This window comes from Ignavibacteria bacterium (genome assembly GCA_016873845.1).
In the GTDB taxonomy this organism is placed as follows: Bacteria; Bacteroidota; Ignavibacteria; order Ch128b; family Ch128b; genus JAHJVF01.
Map to the genome: position 1 here is coordinate 42,907 of VGVX01000002.1, position 18,037 is coordinate 60,943.

Below are 18,037 nucleotides of genomic sequence, written 5' to 3' on the forward strand. Positions count from 1 at the left end.
ATGACAGAATTATCAATCATAGTAATTTCACTTTTGGCTTCTGCATATTTTTCTGCGAATGAGATTGCATTTGTTGTTGCTAATAAGATTAAAATTGAAGTGAGAGCTAAACGAGAAATCTTTGGAGCAGTTGCAGCAAGAAAGATTATTAAAAATCCACAAGAAGTGTTTACAACACTTTTAATCGCTAACAACATTGCGAATATCACTTTCGCAACAGTTAGCGGGTTGTATCTAACGTCTTCACTAAATTTGAATGAACTAGAAACTTTGCTTGCCACAACTTTTATCTTATTAATTTTTGGTGAGATTATCCCAAAAGCTTTAACACGAGAAATGGCTGATATTTCAATTCTTTATTTTTCTTATCCTTATAAAATAATTAAAGTTGTACTTCTCCCTCTGATAAAAATCTTAAACTCCGTAACAAATCTTTTACTCAATCTAATAAAAGTGAAAAGCACAATACCCCAAATATTTGAGAAGGAGGATATAAAAATCCTTTTACGTGAAGGAGAAAGTGTTGGCACGGTTGATAGAGAAGATCACGCAATAATCAATAGAGTGATCAAACTTGGTGATCAAAAAGTTTACGGTGCAATGCGTCCGAGGACGGAAATTGTGGCGTGCAGCATTAATACGAGTCCACAAGAATTGAATGCAATATTTATCGAATCTGGATATTCGAAAATTCCAGTTTATGAAAATTCAATCGATAACATTATCGGTGTTGTCTTCACGCAAGATATGTTCACAAAATTTTCGGAAATTAAGGAGATAATAAAGCCCATCAATTTTTATCCGGAGACGAAATTGAGTATTGAACTTCTCCGCGAGTTTATTGATGAAGATATCTCGATTGGCGTGATAGTTGATGAATACGGCGGTACTGCAGGAATTGTCACTTCAGAAGATTTATTCGAAGAGTTACTTGGCGAAATTAAAGATGAGTACGATGTTGAAGAAAACATCTGTCGAAAGGTTGGTGAGAATACTTATTTAATAAGCGGCCGATCTGAAATTGAAAATGTAACCGAAACATTGAAAATCGAAATTCCGGAAGGCAATTATGAAACAATTGCTGGTTACATTATTCTTAAGCTGGGGAAAATTCCTGCTGAGGGGGAAGAATTTAATATTGATCAGTTTAAAATCTCAATTATTAAATCAACTCCTAACCGGATTGACTTAGTTCGAATGATTGAATTAAAAACACCTGAGGGTTGATTGTTCTTCCGGCTTGAACACACTTCGAAAAATTCGAAAGCACGTGCAGGAGTAATTCAAACTTCTCATGGAAAAATTAATACTCCGATTTACATGCCAGTTGGAACGCAAGGAAGCGTAAAAGCGATTGAACAAAGAGAACTCCAAGAAATTGGGACGCAAATAATTCTTGGGAATACATATCATCTTTATTTGAGGCCTGGAATAGAAGTGTTAGAGGAACTTGGTGGATTACATAATTTCATGAATTGGGATAAGTCAATTCTGACTGACAGCGGCGGATTTCAAATTTACAGTCTATCCGAATTAAGAAAGATTAAATCGGACGGAGTTGAATTCCGATCGCACTTAGATGGTTCTTCTCACTTATTTACTCCAGAAAAAGTTATAGAAATTCAAAGAGCAATCGGTTCTGATATAATGATGATTTTAGATGAATGCGTTTCTCTTCCAGCTCAATACGATTATGTAAAGAAATCCATCGAGTTAACAACAACATGGGCTTTAGCTGCAAGAGAATCGATTGAGAGAATTCCAAAGTACTACGACCATGAACAGTACACTTTTGGTATAATTCAAGGCGGCACCTTTCAGGATTTGAGGGAAATCTCGGCTCGTGAAATTACAAATATTGATTTTGATGGATTTGCAATCGGCGGTCTTGCTGTAGGTGAAACAACTGAAGAAATGTACTCTTTCACAGATTTTACCACTGACTTTATGCCCAAAAATAAACCACGTTATTTGATGGGAGTTGGCAGACCCGAAAATATACTGGAAGCCATCTATCGCGGTATTGATATGTTTGATTGTGTCATGCCCACTCGCAACGGCAGGAATGCATATTTATTCAGTAATTCAGGTGTAATATCTATCAGAAATAATCAGTACAAAACTGACCCAGAACCTGTTGATGGATCTTGTGATTGTTATCTCTGCCAGAATTTTAGTCGTGCTTATTTACGGCATCTTTTTAATGCGAAGGAGATTTTAGCTCTTCAGCTTGCCACTATCCACAATTTAAGATTTTATTTAAATTTGATTTCAGAAGCTCGTGAAATGATTCTTGATGATTCTTTCGAAGAGTGGAAAAAACAAAAAGTAAAACAAATAACTAAAAGAATTAGTAACTATAATTAAAGGAGAACTTACTTGATACAATATTTTTTATTATTCGCTCCGCCGCCTGGTGATGGTGGAGGAGGATCCGGTTTGTTTGGAACATTGATAATGTTCGCAGCAATATTTCTAATTTTTTATTTCCTGATAATCCGTCCACAACAAAAGCGACAAAAGGAAAGAGATAAATTGCTGGGCGAATTGAAAAAAGGAGATAAAGTCATCACCGGAAGCGGCATTCATGGTACAATTATCGGGATTGAAGAGAAAACAGTTCTCATTCAAGTTAGTGATAATGTCAAATTGAAATTTGAGCGTAGCGCTGTAGCCACTATTCTATCCGACTGATTTTCAAAAAAATAATAGGGGTATAAAAACGAATCATGTTTTTAAAATAATTGCATTGCTGCTGTCACCCGGTCGGTGACAGCAAATAATTATGAGCATTGAATTCTTAGAACATACTTCTGACATCGGTGTGCGTGTAATTGCATCGAAATTGGAAAATGCTTTTGAGGAATCGGCAGCAGCATTGCTTGAACTTATTTTCGGAAATGTGAATGACCTCAACGATAATCTGCAGGGGGATGTTTCGGAAATTAAGATTAGTGGGATTGATTCCCCCTCACTTCTTGTTAACTTTTTAAATGAAATTCTTTATTTGATAGATTCAGAAAATATCTATCCAAATGACATAAAAGTTAAGTTCTTGAATTCAGAGAGGCTGAATTTCAAGTATTGTAAGAAATACTTTGAACTTGAAAATCATCCAATTAATTTGTATGTAAAAGCAGTGACTTATCATCAGTTAAAAATTATTAATGCTGAGGAAAATGCTATCATCGAATATTTTGTTGATATATGAACATTCAAAAAATCTCTGAAGTAAAATACCGCATCCCAAAATCGAATTACCCATTCATGAGGGTGGATGGATTAATTTATGCTGATGATATTTTAATTGAAGCAATTAAAAATGATAAGACGATCGAGCAAGTTGCTAATACAGCTTCGCTGCCGGGAATTATAAATTCGTCGCTTGGGATGCCTGACGCCCATCAGGGATATGGATTTTGTATTGGCGGAGTCGCTGCAGTTGATTTCAAGGAGGGAGTAATTTCGCCTGGAGGAATCGGCTACGATATTAATTGCGGAGTTCGATTACTAGCGACTGATTTGCAGTTCAATCAGGTAAAAGCCAAAATCTCGGAATTAGTAAAAAATCTATTCCAAGAAATTCCATCCGGAACCGGAAAAAGTGGAAGATTAAAACTAAGCCATTCTGAATTGAATGATGTTATGAAATTGGGGGTCGACTGGTCGATTAAAAGTAAATATGCATTTAACTCCGATCGAGATTTTATAGAAGAACATGGATGCATTCCAAATGCAAATCCGGAAATGGTTTCCAATCGTGCAAAAGATAGAGGAAGAGATCAATTGGGGACACTTGGTTCAGGAAATCATTTTGTCGAAGTGCAAGTTGTACAAGAAATATTTGATGATGAGACAGCAAAGGCATTTAATCTCCATAAGGAACAGATCGTAATTCTGGTTCATACAGGTTCACGAGGTTTGGGTCATCAGGTCTGCACTGATTATTTACGCGAAATGGATGCTGCTATGAAATCGTATGGTATTTCTATGCCTGATAGAGAATTAGCATGTGTGCCAATCGATTCTAAAGAAGGAAAAAATTATTTAGCAGCTATGGCTTCTGCGGCAAACTTTGCATTCAACAATCGACAATTGATTACATTTAATGTAAGAGAAGTTTTTAAAAGACTATTTAAAACCGAACAAGTAAAAATTGTTTATGATGTTTGTCATAACATCGCCAAAATTGAAGAACACAACGTCAACTCCGAAAAGAAGAAAGTTCTTGTCCATAGAAAAGGTGCAACGAGAGCTTTCCCCAAAAAGCATAAGGATATACCGGCAGCTTATAAAGAATATGGGCAGCCTGTGCTAATACCCGGTAGCATGGGGACTTATTCGTATGTACTTGTTGGAACCGAGACAGCTATGGAAGAAACATTTGGTTCAACTTGTCATGGAGCTGGAAGGGCGCTTTCCCGCAATAAAGCTAAACAGCTCATGACTGCAGACGAAGCGGTTAAAAAGTTGAATGAAAAAGGAATCACTATTCATGCATCAACTCGGAGCGGAATAACCGAGGAAATTCCTGAAGCATATAAAAATATTTCTTCAGTGGTTGATGTCGTTCACAGAGCAGGTATCTCATTAAAAGTAGCTAAACTTAAACCGATTGGTGTTATAAAAGGTTAACAAAAATTTTAAAATAAACTATGATTCAATTTTATATGAAAAAAATAATTTTCATTTTACTGTTTAGTTCTCTTTACACGGTAAGTTTCAGTCAAACTGCGAAAAAAGTTTATGTGATAGAAATCTCCGGAGAAATTGATCTCGGATTGGCTCCTTATGTAGAAAGAGTTATCAATGATGCAGAAGAAGAAGGATTCCAAGCGATCCTACTGAAAGTCAACACTTTTGGCGGAAGAGTTGATGCCGCAACTAGGATCAAGGATGCTCTGCTAAAGTCGAATGTTCTAACGATTGCTTTTGTTAACAATCGAGCAATCTCAGCGGGAGCTTTGATCACTATCTCAGCACAAAAAATTGCTATGGCGCCAGGCTCCTCAATGGGTGCAACAACTGTGGTGGATCAAAGCGGGCAATACGCTTCTGAGAAATATCAATCTTATATGAGATCAGAGATGCGGTCGACTGCCGAACGGAATAAACGCAGACCAGATATTGCTGAAGCAATGGTAGATCAAAAAGTAGTGCTAAAGGATTTACCAGAATTGGATGACTCTACAAAACTCCTAACACTCACAACTGAAGAAGCTCATAAATATGGATATTGTGATTTTATTTCGTCTGATGTTGTTGAAGTGCTTGAACATTTTGGGATAGAAGATCCTGAGTTGATTTACTCCTCAACTAATTGGGCTGAAGAGGTTGTCAGGTTTTTAAGCAATCCAATTATCAGCGGAATTTTAATAATGATTGGAATTGTCGGTCTTTTCACTGAAGTTAAAACACCCGGATGGGGATTGCCTGGTACAGCTGGAATTATCGCCCTCGTTTTATTTTTTGGAACAAATTACATTCTTCAGTTGGCTAATATTTGGGAGATTTTAATTTTCATTATTGGACTTGCACTTCTGCTTATTGAAATATTTTATATACCAGGATTCGGCTTTGTAGGTGTCATAGGCATTTTAATGATGATTGGATCAATCTTTTTCGGGCTGCTCAGCGATTTTCCAATTGTAACCGGAGATGATATATCTGCTGCAATAATTCAATTAGCATTTTCAATTGTACTTGGAATTATTTCAATAGTAATTTTATCAAAGTTCTTACCGAAGACAACTGTATGGAATCGTTTGATACTATCTCAGGAAGAAAAAATTCAGGAAGGATTCTCCTCAAATCCTGACCTCAGTTTCTTGTTAGGGAAAATGGGAAAAGCTGTTACTCAATTGAGACCTGCTGGAATTGCACTGATTGAAAATAAAAGAATTGACGTCGTAACAGAAGGGGAATTTATCGCTGCTAATTCTGAAATCTCTGTTATGAAAGTCGAAGGTTCAAAAGTAATAGTCAGAGAGAGTAAAGTCTAATCGAATCTATTCAAACAATAATGTCCTAATGAAACAAATTGCATATTAAGCTCTGCAAAGGTCTATTCAAAATTGATCGAGTTCAAGTTTGTTAAATCTTGCTTCAGGTCACTGCGTAATTTATTTAGCTTTAATTTAGAAGTTCAGTCAAATTTCTTGTTTCAATTTTGTCGATTCGTTTGGCTTCTTTTCCTGTTTTCACTTCTTTCATTTTAAGTGTCATTTCGAAGGAAACATCGGATACCGCACGCTTAATGCATTTTCGATCAAGATCGAAATACAATTTTCCTGAGCCGGATGTTTTTGGTTTTTCGAAATTATAATTCACGCCTTGTTCGCTGAATTCACTTTTACCTTTGGATTTGACGGTCAGTTGTGCATCAACCTCGGCCAGTTTTGAATTATCTTTTTCATAAAAGTTTTTCAACTTGTATTGAGCGACATTTTCCATTTCAAAAACGGAAATTTGAGATGGATAATTGAGCGTCCAGCTTGAGTCGATATTCATTTTTTTATCAGTTGTGTTTTTGAAAATTTGCTGAACTAATGGTCGAATTACAGCTTGCTGAATGTCATTTCTTAACTGAGCTTTTTCAGCTGCTGTAGGTTCTTTTGGTGCCTCTTTTACTATCTTTTCTAAAATCTTATCGGTTTTAAAAATGTCGAGAATCTCACCGGTTGAAGATATTCTTGCAGCAAAATCAACTCCAGCTAAGACATCAAAATTCATGTACTTTCGTTTCTCGAGAGAATCAGTCGGTGGCGTTTTCGAATCATAAGTTAACTTTTCTCCGAGACTGCTTTCACCTTTGGCTTTAATTCGTTCACAGAAAAAATCGAGTGATAGATTTCCTGATTCATCCTTGTCATTGACTTTCACATTGAAGTAATATTCGATGTCTTGGGTCATCGATTGCGACATTGTAGTATCTGAAATAATAGATTGAATCGATTTGTTATAATTCCGCATCTTGTATTTAAGAGTTGTCCCCTTTTTTATATCATAAAGCAGATGAACACCATCCTCGATTTGTACTGGTGCCGAAAGTGATATTTCACTTGTGGATATAGAATCTTCGCTCCTTGGTTCTTCTTGTTTGGTATCACTTCCGCATCCAAAAAAAAGCAAAAAAGTAGATACTGCAATTGCTAATAATGATTTCATTTTTCCTCTATTCGTTTTTTTTTCAAATTAATTGTAGAAAAGATATTTCTCTCTAATTTTGATAAAGTTAGTTAACTCACTTTCCCAAGAACCAAGAATATCTTCTGGTGTTTTCCCTGCAAGAATTTTATCGATAATTGAGTCATCTCCCATCAATCGATTGAAGCGGGTGGTATCAAATTTGAACTCACTTTTATGAAGTGAATTAATTAAATAAATAATAGTTATTCCCAATTTAACAGCTTCAACTTCCTGCGGATCAGTTACCTGAATTTGAAGGCCTTTACACGGTTTATCTTTGTATTTGGGATTTGCATTCATGTTTTTTATTGCTACAGGTGTAAATGATATTGAGTTAAATTTTACACCTTTCAAATCAGTTTGCTGCAACTCTTTAATCAATCTATCAGAGTCTATGTAGGGGGCACCGATCGTTAAAAATGGTTTTAATGTTCCTCTCCCTTCGGAAACATTTGTTCCTTCAATTAAGCACAAGCCTGGATAAATCAGTGCAGCTTCTGAACTGACCATATTTGGTGAAGGATTAATCCAATTCATACCTGTTTGGTCAAATAATTGTGAACGACTCCAGTTTCTAACTTTTATTACAGTTAGATCTGCTTTAACATTATTTTCAAACCACCCCTCATCATTGAACATCATTGCTAATTCTCCAACAGTCATTCCATGTTGTACTGGAATTGGTTGAATTCCAACAAATGATTTTACATTTGGTTTGAGGATCGGCCCTGCGACTTTTACTCCACCAATAGGATTCGGTCTATCACATACAATGAACTTAATATTATTTTCTGCCGCTGCTTCGATGCAATTGTTTAATGTGCTAATGTACGTATAGAATCGAGCACCGACATCTTGAATATCAAAGATCAAAACATCGATCCCTTTTAACATGTCTTTAGTTGGTTTTCGTATATCACCGTAAAGAGAATAAATTGTTATGCCAGTTAGCGCATCAATGGAATTATTAATTATACTTCCATCAGGAATATCTCCACGGATCCCATGTTCGGGTCCAAATAGCGCAACGATATTCACTTTTTTCATTTCAAAAAGATGATCTACAAAATGTTTTCCACTTGGAATTACACTCGTATGATTTGTGATGATACCAATATTTTTATTTTCGATAAGATGAAATTGATCTGAGATAAGGCTTTCAATTCCAATTAAGACTTTTGAATAGGAAAAAATCGGGATTAGCAGAAATAAAAAAATATACGTTTTCATTTTCGTTCTCTGATTTTAGTTTTATAAAACGTCCACGCTGAGATCGTCATCCCATCCCAGATTTCATTGGTGAGTACTTTTTTATCTATATCATCTTCAGTAAGCTCATGAATAATAAATTTCTCTGTTTCATCTGGCAAGGAACCAAAGTTTTTCAGTTGATTAGCGAAATAAACAGTGCAGATTTCATCTCCGACACCATTGTAAGGAGAAAAAAATCCAATTTCGACCAAACTTTCGGTGGAATAACCCGTCTCTTCGACCAATTCTTTTTTAGCGTTTTCAATTTTTGAAAACTCTTTCTCTATTGACCCGCAAGGGAACTCGAGACTGAACATGTCATTCAAATATCTGTACTGTTCAACAAGTAAGAATTTTCCATTCTCAAGCTGCGGAACGATCATAGTTGATCCAAGAGTGTGGACATAATGATATTCAAATTCCTTTGAACCATCGATAGTAAATTGATCAATCAAATAAGTCCAATACTTATTCTCATACTTCATCATAGAAGAAATTTTTTTCCAGCGAGTCAGCATCCAAGTTATCCTAGAAGCTCGTTTCTTGAAAAAAAGTGACTAATCTCAACTTTCCCATTTTCCACAGAGTCAGAGCCATGCACAATATTTTCTTGCTTGCTGGAAGCAAAAAGTTTTCGGATTGTTCCTTCTTTAGCTTCGGCAGGATCAGTTGCTCCAATTAATCCTCGGAAATCGGCTACAGCATTTTCCTTTTCGAGAGCAATGGGAACGCAGAATCCGGAAGTCATGAATTCAACAAGATCCTTATAAAACAGTCTTTCTTTATGAACCACATAAAATTCTTGAGCACTTTCTTTAGAGAGTTGAATCATTTTCATTCCAACTATTTTGAAATTCGCATCAACGATTTTATCGATAACTTTTCCAATAAGATTTTTCTTAACACAATCGGGTTTTAGGATTGCAAGAGTTCGTTCCAAATTATTCTCCTATTTCTTTCTTGTTTGCTTTTTTTTCTTCGTTTGAACTTTCTTTTTACTAATAACACTTTTCTTCTTTGGTTTTGATTTAGTTTTCGATAGGACTTTTTTCATCGTAATGCCAATTTCGGCAGGGCTTTCTACGACATGAATTCCTGCTTTTTTCATTGCTGCCATTTTTTCTGCAGCAGTTCCCTTTCCACCTGAGATGATTGCACCGGCATGTCCCATTCTTCTTCCGGGAGGGGCAGTTCTTCCGGCAATAAATCCAACCACCGGTTTCTTAACATTTTTTTTGATGTAAGCTGCAGCTTCCTCTTCCGCAGAACCTCCAATCTCACCGATCATCACGATAGCTTCTGTGTTCTTATCTTCGTTGAATAATTTAATTATGTCAAGAAATGATGAGCCAATGATTGGATCGCCGCCAATCCCAACGCATGTAGATTGTCCAATTCCGAGTTCTGTCAGCTGTTTCACAGCTTCGTAAGTTAAAGTTCCGCTTCGTGAAACTAATCCAACTTTTCCTTTTTTGTGAATGAAGCCGGGCATTATTCCAAGTTTACATTCACCTGGTGTTATAACTCCCGGACAGTTTGGCCCAACAAGATGAACTCCTAATCTCTTTATCACATTATAAACAGCAATCATATCCTTTGCAGGAATACCTTCAGTAATACAAATAATAACTTTAATTCCGGCATAAGCTGATTCTAGGATTGCATCTGGGGCGAAAGCTGGAGGTACGAAAATTACTGCAGTGTCTGCTTTTTGATTTTTCACAGCTTCACTAACGGTATTATAAATTGGAACATTCTGAAAATTTTGTCCTCCTTTTCCAGGTACAACACCCGCCACTACTTTCGTTCCATACTCGATCATTTGAGTAGTATGAAATGAACCTTCACCGCCGGTAATTCCTTGAACAACAACACGGGATTTTTTATTAACTAAAATACTCATTCTAATTTCCTATAATTTTAATTCGTTTTAATTTTTTGTTCGATGAAATAACTAATTCTTAATAAAATTTCTTCGTTAAAATGATTTGACATTACTTGCATTCCGATTGGCAGGTTGTCCGAATTAATTCCAATTGGGATATTCATTCCAGGAATTCCAGCCAAGTTCGCAGAAGTTGTATAGATATCGTTTAGATACATTTCAAGCGGATCAGTTACTTTCTCACCTAATTTAAATGCGGCAGTTGGCGTTGTTGGAGTAATTAGACACTCAACTTTCTTGAATACGTTATTGAAATCATTTTGGATTAATCTTCTTACTTTCTGTCCTTTAAGATAATATGCATCGTAATATCCTGAAGAAAGTACATATGTACCAAGCATAATTCTTCTTTTTACTTCTTTTCCTAAACCTTTAGTTCGCGAACCGATATACATTTGCTGGATATCTTTTGAATCAAACCGCTTTCCATATCGAGCACCGTCGTAGCGAGCGAGATTTGCAGAAGCTTCTGCAGTGGTTAGAATATAATATGCTGCAATCGAGTATTCAGTGTGTGGAAGCGATACTTCCAATATCTCACATCCATCTTTCGATAAAAGATCGATTTGATTCTGAATTGCAATACGGATCTCATCATTTAATCCGGATTGAAAATATTCTTTCGGTATTCCAATCTTAATTCCCTTAACTCCTGCCGATATTAATTTTGAAAATTCAGGAACCGACTTCTCATCTGAGGTAGCGTCTTTTTCGTCTTTGCCAGATATTACCTCAAGTATATCAGCACAATCATAAGTGCTGTTCGCAATCGGTCCAATACAATCGAACGACGATGCGAATGCAACTAATCCGTAGCGCGAAACTCTTCCATAAGTCGGCTTTAAACCATATACACCGCAGAATGCAGCTGGTTGTCTGATAGACCCGCCAGTATCAGTTCCTAGTGCAGCATCGCATAAATTCGCTGAAACTGCTGCAGCCGAACCTCCGCTCGAACCACCTGGAACATGCATCAAGTTTTTTGGATTTGATACAGCACCGAACGCAGAATTTTCATTCGATGAGCCCATAGCGAATTCATCGCAATTGGTTATACCGATTAATACAGCATCTTCCATTAACAATTTTTCAACAACGGTAGAATTATAAAGTGAATGAAATCCTTTTAATATGGCTGAAGAGCAAGTTAGTTCAGAATCTTTAGCTGCAATCAAATCTTTCACTACTATGACTTTGCCGGCAAGTTTTCCGACCTCGTGACCAGAATTAAATTTATTTTGAATTCTCTCAGCAGAATGCAATGCGGCATGTTCGAGCAGATTATTAAATGCATTAAGATTCTGATTCGATTTAATTTTTGAGAGATAGGTTTTTGTTCTCTCTGGCAGAGACTGTGTTTCGAGAATATGTAATCCGACCACTTATAAACTATTATTACAGTAATGTTAAGATTTTTTATTTTCCCCTGAAGAAATCTTTTTATCTTCAGCACTGATATCTTCTTCAATATCTTTCATTGATTTTTTAAATTCGCGGATTCCTTTTCCAAGCCCTTGTGCAAGCTCTGGGATTTTTTTTGCTCCGAATAAAACTAAGACTACTAATAGTATAAGAATTATTTCAGGGGCGCCAATGTTACCAAACATTATTTTATCCTTTAATTATTGTTAAAAATTGATTCAAAAATTTTTATTCCATCCGTACTGCCGAGAATCGATTCGCTGCATCTTTCCGGATGGGGCATAAGACCGAAAACATTTTTCTTTTCATTGCAAATTCCCGCAATATTTGCTACAGAACCATTTGGATTTGAATCTGGTGTAATATTTCCGTGTCTGTCACAATATTTTAGCAAAATTTGTTCATTCTTTTCAAGTGAGACTAAAGTCTCTTCTTCGGTGAAGTAGCATCCATCACCATGGGCAATAGGGAACTTGACTACCTCATTAGAATGGAAATTTTTAGTGAAAGATGTTTTATTATTCTCCACCCTTAAAAAAGTATCAAAGCATTTGAATCTTAAGTTCTCATTCTTGATTAAAACTCCGGGCAAAAGATTACTTTCACACAGAATTTGAAAACCGTTACAAATTCCAATTACAATGCCGCCGTTTATTGCAAATGCAATAACTTCTTGCATGATAGGAGTGAATCGTGCAATCGAACCAGTTCGTAAATAATCCCCGTAAGAAAATCCACCGGGCAAAACTATTGCATCGCAATTCTGCAAGGAATCCTCTTTATGAAATAAAAAGACAGTTTCAGCTTTTAGAATTCTTTTTAATACATGAAAAGAATCATAATCACAATTAGATCCTGGAAAAATCACCACTCCAAACTTCATAATTCAATAAGCTCGTAGGTAAAATCTTCGAGGTGGGAATTGGCGAGAAGATCATTGCAAACTTTTTCGATTGATTGTACAGCACTGGCATAAACAGAATCATTGATTTTAAGCTCAATGTATTTATCAATTCGTACATCCGAAATATTTTCCAAGCCTATGGATTTAATTCCTAATTCAACCGCTTTACCTTGTGGGTCAAGAATCGAACGTCTTCTTGTAATAAATATCTTCGCCAAAAACATAATTAAATATCAAAATTTGCAAATTCATCTAAATCATCCGAGGATTTTTCTTCACTCGATTTGAAAATCCATGCAATGATCGCTCGAACAATTCCATATAATATAAATGCTGCGATTAAAAGAATAATCCATTTGCCTTCTGTTAAGATTGCAATTATAAATGCAGCAGTAAGGAAAAGAAAATAAAATGGTTTCGACTTGAATTCGGCTAAATTGAATTTCGGGAAAGCATCATATTTAACTTGACTCACCATTAGAATACTGACAAGAATTACCAGTGGTAAAAAATAGAGGGAAGCATTCGATACAAATCTATTCACTTCATAAAATGATATGATATATGAAGCTACAGTTATGGCGGATAATGGACTTGGTAGTCCATAGAAAAATGCTTTGTCAAATCCTATTAATTGGACATTGAACCTTGCAAGTCTGAGAGCGACGCAAATTAAATAGAATGCACTAATTAAAACTCCGACTTCATAAAAGGATTTTAAATGAATGTTGTATATCAAAAATGCCGGTGCCGCTCCGAAGGAAATTACATCGGATAATGAATCCAATTCTACACCAAATTCACTTGCTGATTTTGTGATGCGAGCCGCTAATCCATCCAGTAGATCAAATATTGCTGCAACAACAATTAAAACCGAAGCATATACAAAATTTCCCTCAAATGAATTAATAATTGAGAGAAATCCGCAAAACATATTCATCAAAGTGAATAAGTTCGGAATCAAAGATCGTGTGAGTTTAATTTGCATAAAGTTATTTGTTAAATCGAGCAATTATGGTTTCGCCTGCATATACCTTCTGCTTCATCGCCACAAGCACTTCAGCAGATGCTGGCATATAGATATCAACCCGGCTGCCGAATTTTATCATTCCGAATCTTTCTCCTGCTTGAACTTCTTGTCCAATAGAAAGTGTGCAAACGATTCTTCGAGCGATAAATCCGGCAATTTGAGTGAATAAGATTTTACCGTAATCGCTCAACACTCCGATATCCATTCGTTCATTTCTTTCAGAACTTTTGTCGTCAAAAGCTACTAGGTATTCACCTTTGTGATATTTTAAATAATCGATTTTTCCATCAACTGGTATTCGATTTACATGGACATTTAATGGTGACATGAATATGCATACCTTTTTCGCTAAACCATTTAAATAGTTTTTTTCCTCAACTACGGAAATGTGGATTATTTCACCATCTGCGGGCGAAATTAGTAGATTTTTTTCTGCTGGAGTAGTTCTGTCTGGATCTCTGAAGAAATTCAGTGTAAAGGCGAAAAAAATTACCGAAAGCACTATTAAAGTTTGCTTTATGTATGGATTAGAAATAAAAAAAGCAAGAGCTATTACCAGGAAAACAATCAGGGCAATTGTTCCTACTGTGGTGTAACCATATTTTGTTATCATTGGTTACTAATATATCAATTTTTGAAAGTTAATAAAAGATTCTTTTATCCTACGTGGAGAGTTAGTTTTGGCTTCCAATGGAGGAAAATCTCCTTTTGGAACTAATTTAATATTTTCATACCCAAATGTCGAAGTTAGAAAAATTCTATCTTGAAACTTTCCAAATTCTAAGTGAAATTCTGCGAGAGAATAGTCGCGTCTTTCAAAATATGATTTGAAAATTGCATTTACTTTAGATGCGATTCTCATCATCACTTTCGATTCGTCTAATGTTGCAATTTTGAATGCCAGCAAATGTGATTCATTAATTAAGTTTTTTGCTGATCCATCGTAGTAAATTTCGAAAAGAGGGAAAGCTAAACTTTCTCCAATTTTAACTTTGAACGTTTTGGCAATTGACTTATCTGGGTAATTCAACACTTTAAGCTGAATTGGCAGCTTTTCGTATTTCTGAACAATTATTTCATTCTTTGGTTTATCAATGAGAAATGAAGATGGAATGTTGTAACTGTTCAACAATTGGAAAAAGTGAACAGCACATTTCTGGTTGATCTCATCTATCCCGTTAATTTTTTTTGGTTTAAAGTTTAGCTCTGCTTCATTCTCAAAATGAATCAGAAAAGTATCTGGGATTAGGTTCTCGTAGACCTTCTTTCCAATTTCTTCATATATGACAGTTCTTTTTTTTCGTGTTCTCACGTAAACCCCTAAATTTGAAGGTGATAATATTAAATTCGATTTCATTTGTCAATCGAAATCTTATAAGGTTATAATCTGAAATTATCAAAATTGACAATTTTTGTCATTATTACGAAAAAAACGGGTAAAAATTCAGTTATAATTGATTTCAGCAACTTTTTTCATTATATTTGGCAGCCATTTTTGGCTACTTAATAAATTAGTTTAAGTATTTCAGTTATTTATTTTAATTAAAGGGAAAAAATGAAGCCGAATCTGCAAGGAATGTTAAAGCAAGTGCAAAAAATGCAAGAAGAAATGGAAAGAGTCCAACAAGAATTGAGTGAAAAAGTAATAACTGAAGAATCGGGTGGTGGATTAGTTAAAATCACTATGAACGGGAAGAAAGAAGTTGTTAATATCACTCTTGAAAAGGAAATTATTGATCCTTCCGATCCATCGATATTGGAAGATCTTTTAATTGCTGCTTTCAATAAAGCAATTGCTTCAGCTACGAAAATGTCAGAAGAAGAATTAGGAAAAGTAACAAAGGGAATGTTACCGCCAGGGATGAACATTCCTGGATTTTAATGTTAATCGCCGAACCATTAGAAATAGCGATACAACAGTTGAGCAAGCTTCCGGGGATCGGAAGAAAAACAGCTTTACGACTCTCACTGTTTATTTTAAGACAGTCTCATTTAGACATCGAAAATCTTACAAATTCCATTACAAATTTAAAAACGAATATTAAATTTTGTAAGAATTGTTTTAATCTTTCAACTGAAGAATTGTGTCCCATTTGTGACTCATCCAATCGTGACCGTGATATTATATGTATCGTTGAAGAAATAAACGATGTCATTGCAATTGAAAAAACCAATGAATACAAAGGTTTATACCATGTAATTGGTGGAGTGCTTTCACCTTTGGATGGAATAGGACCGGCTGATCTAAAAATCAAGGAACTTCTGGAACGAATTCAGAAGTTGAAACCTAAAGAAATTATTCTTGCCATGAATCCAAATACTGAGGGAGAAGCAACGGCATTGTATATCGCAAACTTATTGCAAAACCAAGATTTTAGGATTTCGAGAATCGCACGAGGATTACCAATTGGCAGTGATTTAGAATTTGCCGATGAAGCAACCGTAACCCGCGCTTTAGAAGGAAGGATCGTTTTAAAGTGAGTAATAAACTTGATTGGTATAAAATATGGTTCGATTCTTCATATTATCGAGATGTTTATTCGCTTCGTAATGAAAATGAAGCGGTAGTTTTTCTAAATTTAATTGAAAAGGAAATTAGACCATCCGCAGATTGGAAAATACTTGATTTTTGCTGTGGAGCTGGCCGATTGAGTATTGAACTTGCCGAACGTGGATATACTGTCGATGCTTTTGATTTGAGCAAAAATATGTTGTCTATCATAAAGGAAAAATCGCAAAAAAAGAATTTCAAACTTAATCTCGACGTCTGTGATATGCGTGATTTCGATCAATTAAATAAATACGATTTAACAATTAATTTCTTTACAAGCTTCGGTTATTTCACAGCGGAAGAGAATGACAAAGTTCTTTCTAATATGGTTAACTCTCTAAGGGAAAACGGCTGGTTAGTCTTAGACTTTTTTAACTCGGAACATATCAAAAACTCTCTAGTCGAAAGTGAAGAAAGCGAAAGACTTGGATTGAAAATAATTCAAAAACGTTGGATAGAAGGAAATCGGATCAATAAAGAAATAATCATTCGAAAAAACGGCAATTCGGATACATTCTTTGAGTCGGTGCACATGTATTCAAAAGGTGATTTAGTTAAGATGCTTGAGTTGCGAAACATGAGGATCCATAAACTCTTCGGTGATTACAGTGGAAGTAACTTTAATAGTAAAAGTCCTAGGACCATAATTTTTGCACAAAAATGAAAGTCGTAATTTTCATAGTGATATCGTTTGTTTTTGTCGGTTGCGAATTGTTCGAAACTCGAAAGCCTGAGGATCCAACTTCACCCCGAACGAATTGGATTCCTGCGACGAGTGCCGGAATTCTTATTTCAAATTTTAAAAACTCTTTTAGCGATAAATCAACAGAGAATTACTTGAATTGTTTTGTTGACTCGATACTAACTGGAAAAACCTTCTCTTTCATACCTACAAGTGAGGGAGTAATATTATTTCCGACTCTATTCAGTAATTGGAATGTTACGAATGAACGATCCTATTTTGAAAATATCAAATCCAAACTTAGAGAGAATTCTTCTTTCAGCTTATCTTGTTTTAGTGAAAACGAGGGAACAATTGCCGGAGACAGTATGACTTATTCGGCTGATTATCTTCTGTTCGCTGAACATGGAGTTTCTGACATTCCAAAAGAATTTCATGGTCATATGCAGATGACCCTATTTAGAAATACACGAGGAGAGTGGGCTATCAGTTTTTGGCGAGATTCAAAACGTGATGAATTTCCGACCTGGAGTGAGTTAAAGGGGAGATTCAGCTATTAGGATTTTTATTTTGATATTATCATCATTGTTTTTGTATAGCTGTTTCAATCCATTTTCGCCAGCATTTGACGATCAAATTTCTGATAATGGCGGATTATTGAGCGATCAAAAAAATATCGAAGGTGTGTTTAAGAATTTCCAGTATGCTTATACTTTTAAGGACACAACAATTTACGGACAACTATTCGGTGGTAACTTCATTTTTATTTACCGCGATTATGATAAAGGATTTGATGTCTCGTGGGGAAGGGACGAAGATGTAAGAATCACTGGATTACTTTTTTCATCTACACAGAAAGTAGATTTAATTTGGAATAATATTGTAGCAAGTACAATAGATTCTGCAAATGCAAATGTAATAAGAGGTTTTAATTTAACATTCACTTTTAACCCGACCGATATAATTAGAATTGATGGACGGGTAAATTTAACATTAGAAAGAAACTCTGCCACCGAGAAGTGGAGCATAACAAGGTGGAGAGATGAATCAAACTTTTAACGAGG

Annotated in this window: 23 protein-coding genes; 11 read left to right on the forward strand and 12 right to left on the reverse strand. The window is 35.4% G+C overall.

Translation table 11 applies throughout. The features are described 5' to 3' along the window. The 6 genes from FJ213_00855 (at position 1) to FJ213_00880 (ending at position 6,002) form a co-directional block, all read left to right on the forward strand. On the forward strand, positions 1 to 1,227 hold the full coding sequence (locus FJ213_00855; protein ID MBM4174714.1) for an HlyC/CorC family transporter: 1,227 nt from the start codon (positions 1 to 3) through the stop codon (positions 1,225 to 1,227). After that, on the forward strand, positions 1,228 to 2,367 hold the full coding sequence (tgt, locus tag FJ213_00860; protein ID MBM4174715.1) for a tRNA guanosine(34) transglycosylase Tgt: 1,140 nt from the start codon (positions 1,228 to 1,230) through the stop codon (positions 2,365 to 2,367). Positions 2,368 to 2,457: 90 nt separating this feature from the next. Continuing rightward, positions 2,458 to 2,694: a preprotein translocase subunit YajC gene (gene yajC, locus FJ213_00865; GenBank protein MBM4174716.1), complete on the forward strand. Its 237-nt coding sequence runs from the start codon at positions 2,458 to 2,460 to the stop codon at positions 2,692 to 2,694. Positions 2,695 to 2,785: 91 nt separating this feature from the next. After that, positions 2,786 to 3,211, forward strand: coding sequence for an archease (locus FJ213_00870; GenBank protein MBM4174717.1), 426 nt, complete (start codon positions 2,786 to 2,788; stop codon positions 3,209 to 3,211). Further along, positions 3,208 to 4,635 (forward strand): RtcB family protein, encoded by a 1,428-nt coding sequence (locus tag FJ213_00875; protein ID MBM4174718.1) that lies wholly within the window; start codon positions 3,208 to 3,210, stop codon positions 4,633 to 4,635. The genes FJ213_00870 and FJ213_00875 overlap by 4 nt, the downstream gene beginning before the upstream one ends. A gap of 35 nt (positions 4,636 to 4,670) precedes the next feature. Then, complete coding sequence (locus FJ213_00880; protein MBM4174719.1) at positions 4,671 to 6,002, forward strand: nodulation protein NfeD; 1,332 nt, start codon at positions 4,671 to 4,673, stop codon at positions 6,000 to 6,002. Between the two features lie 130 nt (positions 6,003 to 6,132). Here FJ213_00880 and FJ213_00885 read toward each other — a convergent pair whose 3' ends face one another. From FJ213_00885 to FJ213_00940, 12 genes are read right to left on the reverse strand one after another with little or no spacing between them, the layout of a single operon-like run. Next, a complete protein-coding gene (locus FJ213_00885; protein MBM4174720.1) occupies positions 6,133 to 7,167 on the reverse strand; it encodes a hypothetical protein in 1,035 nt (344 codons plus the stop codon). A 27-nt stretch (positions 7,168 to 7,194) separates the two neighbouring features. Continuing rightward, positions 7,195 to 8,418, reverse strand: coding sequence for a DUF1343 domain-containing protein (locus tag FJ213_00890; GenBank protein ID MBM4174721.1), 1,224 nt, complete (start codon positions 8,416 to 8,418; stop codon positions 7,195 to 7,197). Continuing rightward, positions 8,415 to 8,957: an NUDIX hydrolase gene (locus FJ213_00895; protein MBM4174722.1), complete on the reverse strand. Its 543-nt coding sequence runs from the start codon at positions 8,955 to 8,957 to the stop codon at positions 8,415 to 8,417. Before FJ213_00895 ends, FJ213_00890 begins: the two co-directional genes overlap by 4 nt. Positions 8,958 to 8,962: 5 nt before the next feature. Further along, positions 8,963 to 9,379 carry a nucleoside-diphosphate kinase gene (locus tag FJ213_00900; GenBank protein MBM4174723.1) on the reverse strand — a complete coding sequence of 139 codons (417 nt, stop codon included), beginning with the start codon at positions 9,377 to 9,379 and terminating at the stop codon, positions 8,963 to 8,965. 9 nt (positions 9,380 to 9,388) lie between these two features. Further along, positions 9,389 to 10,342, reverse strand: coding sequence for a succinate--CoA ligase subunit alpha (gene sucD / locus FJ213_00905; protein ID MBM4174724.1), 954 nt, complete (start codon positions 10,340 to 10,342; stop codon positions 9,389 to 9,391). Positions 10,343 to 10,359: 17 nt separating this feature from the next. Further along, positions 10,360 to 11,766, reverse strand: coding sequence for an Asp-tRNA(Asn)/Glu-tRNA(Gln) amidotransferase subunit GatA (gene gatA, locus FJ213_00910; protein ID MBM4174725.1), 1,407 nt, complete (start codon positions 11,764 to 11,766; stop codon positions 10,360 to 10,362). 24 nt (positions 11,767 to 11,790) lie between these two features. Beyond that, positions 11,791 to 11,991, reverse strand: a complete 201-nt coding sequence (gene tatA / locus FJ213_00915; GenBank protein ID MBM4174726.1) for a twin-arginine translocase TatA/TatE family subunit — start codon at positions 11,989 to 11,991, stop codon at positions 11,791 to 11,793. An 11-nt stretch (positions 11,992 to 12,002) separates the two neighbouring features. Beyond that, on the reverse strand, positions 12,003 to 12,689 hold the full coding sequence (gene purQ, locus FJ213_00920) for a phosphoribosylformylglycinamidine synthase subunit PurQ (protein ID MBM4174727.1): 687 nt from the start codon (positions 12,687 to 12,689) through the stop codon (positions 12,003 to 12,005). Then, positions 12,686 to 12,934, reverse strand: a complete 249-nt coding sequence (gene purS / locus FJ213_00925) for a phosphoribosylformylglycinamidine synthase subunit PurS (GenBank protein ID MBM4174728.1) — start codon at positions 12,932 to 12,934, stop codon at positions 12,686 to 12,688. The genes purQ and purS overlap by 4 nt, the downstream gene beginning before the upstream one ends. Before the next feature lie 2 nt (positions 12,935 to 12,936). Continuing rightward, positions 12,937 to 13,698, reverse strand: a complete 762-nt coding sequence (gene pssA / locus FJ213_00930) for a CDP-diacylglycerol--serine O-phosphatidyltransferase (GenBank protein MBM4174729.1) — start codon at positions 13,696 to 13,698, stop codon at positions 12,937 to 12,939. Positions 13,699 to 13,702: 4 nt separating this feature from the next. Beyond that, the gene (locus tag FJ213_00935; GenBank protein ID MBM4174730.1) at positions 13,703 to 14,353 is read right to left on the reverse strand and encodes a phosphatidylserine decarboxylase family protein; all 651 of its coding nucleotides are present in this window, start codon (positions 14,351 to 14,353) and stop codon (positions 13,703 to 13,705) included. A 6-nt stretch (positions 14,354 to 14,359) separates the two neighbouring features. Continuing rightward, the gene (locus FJ213_00940) at positions 14,360 to 15,097 is read right to left on the reverse strand and encodes a hypothetical protein (GenBank protein MBM4174731.1); all 738 of its coding nucleotides are present in this window, start codon (positions 15,095 to 15,097) and stop codon (positions 14,360 to 14,362) included. A gap of 198 nt (positions 15,098 to 15,295) precedes the next feature. Between FJ213_00940 and FJ213_00945 the strand changes: the two genes are divergently transcribed. From FJ213_00945 to FJ213_00965, 5 genes are read left to right on the forward strand one after another with little or no spacing between them, the layout of a single operon-like run. Beyond that, positions 15,296 to 15,622, forward strand: coding sequence for a YbaB/EbfC family nucleoid-associated protein (locus FJ213_00945; protein ID MBM4174732.1), 327 nt, complete (start codon positions 15,296 to 15,298; stop codon positions 15,620 to 15,622). After that, positions 15,622 to 16,221 carry a recombination protein RecR gene (gene recR / locus FJ213_00950; GenBank protein MBM4174733.1) on the forward strand — a complete coding sequence of 200 codons (600 nt, stop codon included), beginning with the start codon at positions 15,622 to 15,624 and terminating at the stop codon, positions 16,219 to 16,221. The genes FJ213_00945 and recR overlap by 1 nt, the downstream gene beginning before the upstream one ends. Then, on the forward strand, positions 16,218 to 16,955 hold the full coding sequence (locus FJ213_00955) for a class I SAM-dependent methyltransferase (GenBank protein ID MBM4174734.1): 738 nt from the start codon (positions 16,218 to 16,220) through the stop codon (positions 16,953 to 16,955). The genes recR and FJ213_00955 overlap by 4 nt, the downstream gene beginning before the upstream one ends. Then, the gene (locus FJ213_00960) at positions 16,952 to 17,533 is read left to right on the forward strand and encodes a hypothetical protein (GenBank protein MBM4174735.1); all 582 of its coding nucleotides are present in this window, start codon (positions 16,952 to 16,954) and stop codon (positions 17,531 to 17,533) included. The genes FJ213_00955 and FJ213_00960 overlap by 4 nt, the downstream gene beginning before the upstream one ends. A 31-nt stretch (positions 17,534 to 17,564) precedes the next feature. Beyond that, positions 17,565 to 18,032, forward strand: coding sequence for a hypothetical protein (locus FJ213_00965; GenBank protein MBM4174736.1), 468 nt, complete (start codon positions 17,565 to 17,567; stop codon positions 18,030 to 18,032). Positions 18,033 to 18,037 lie beyond the last annotated feature (5 nt).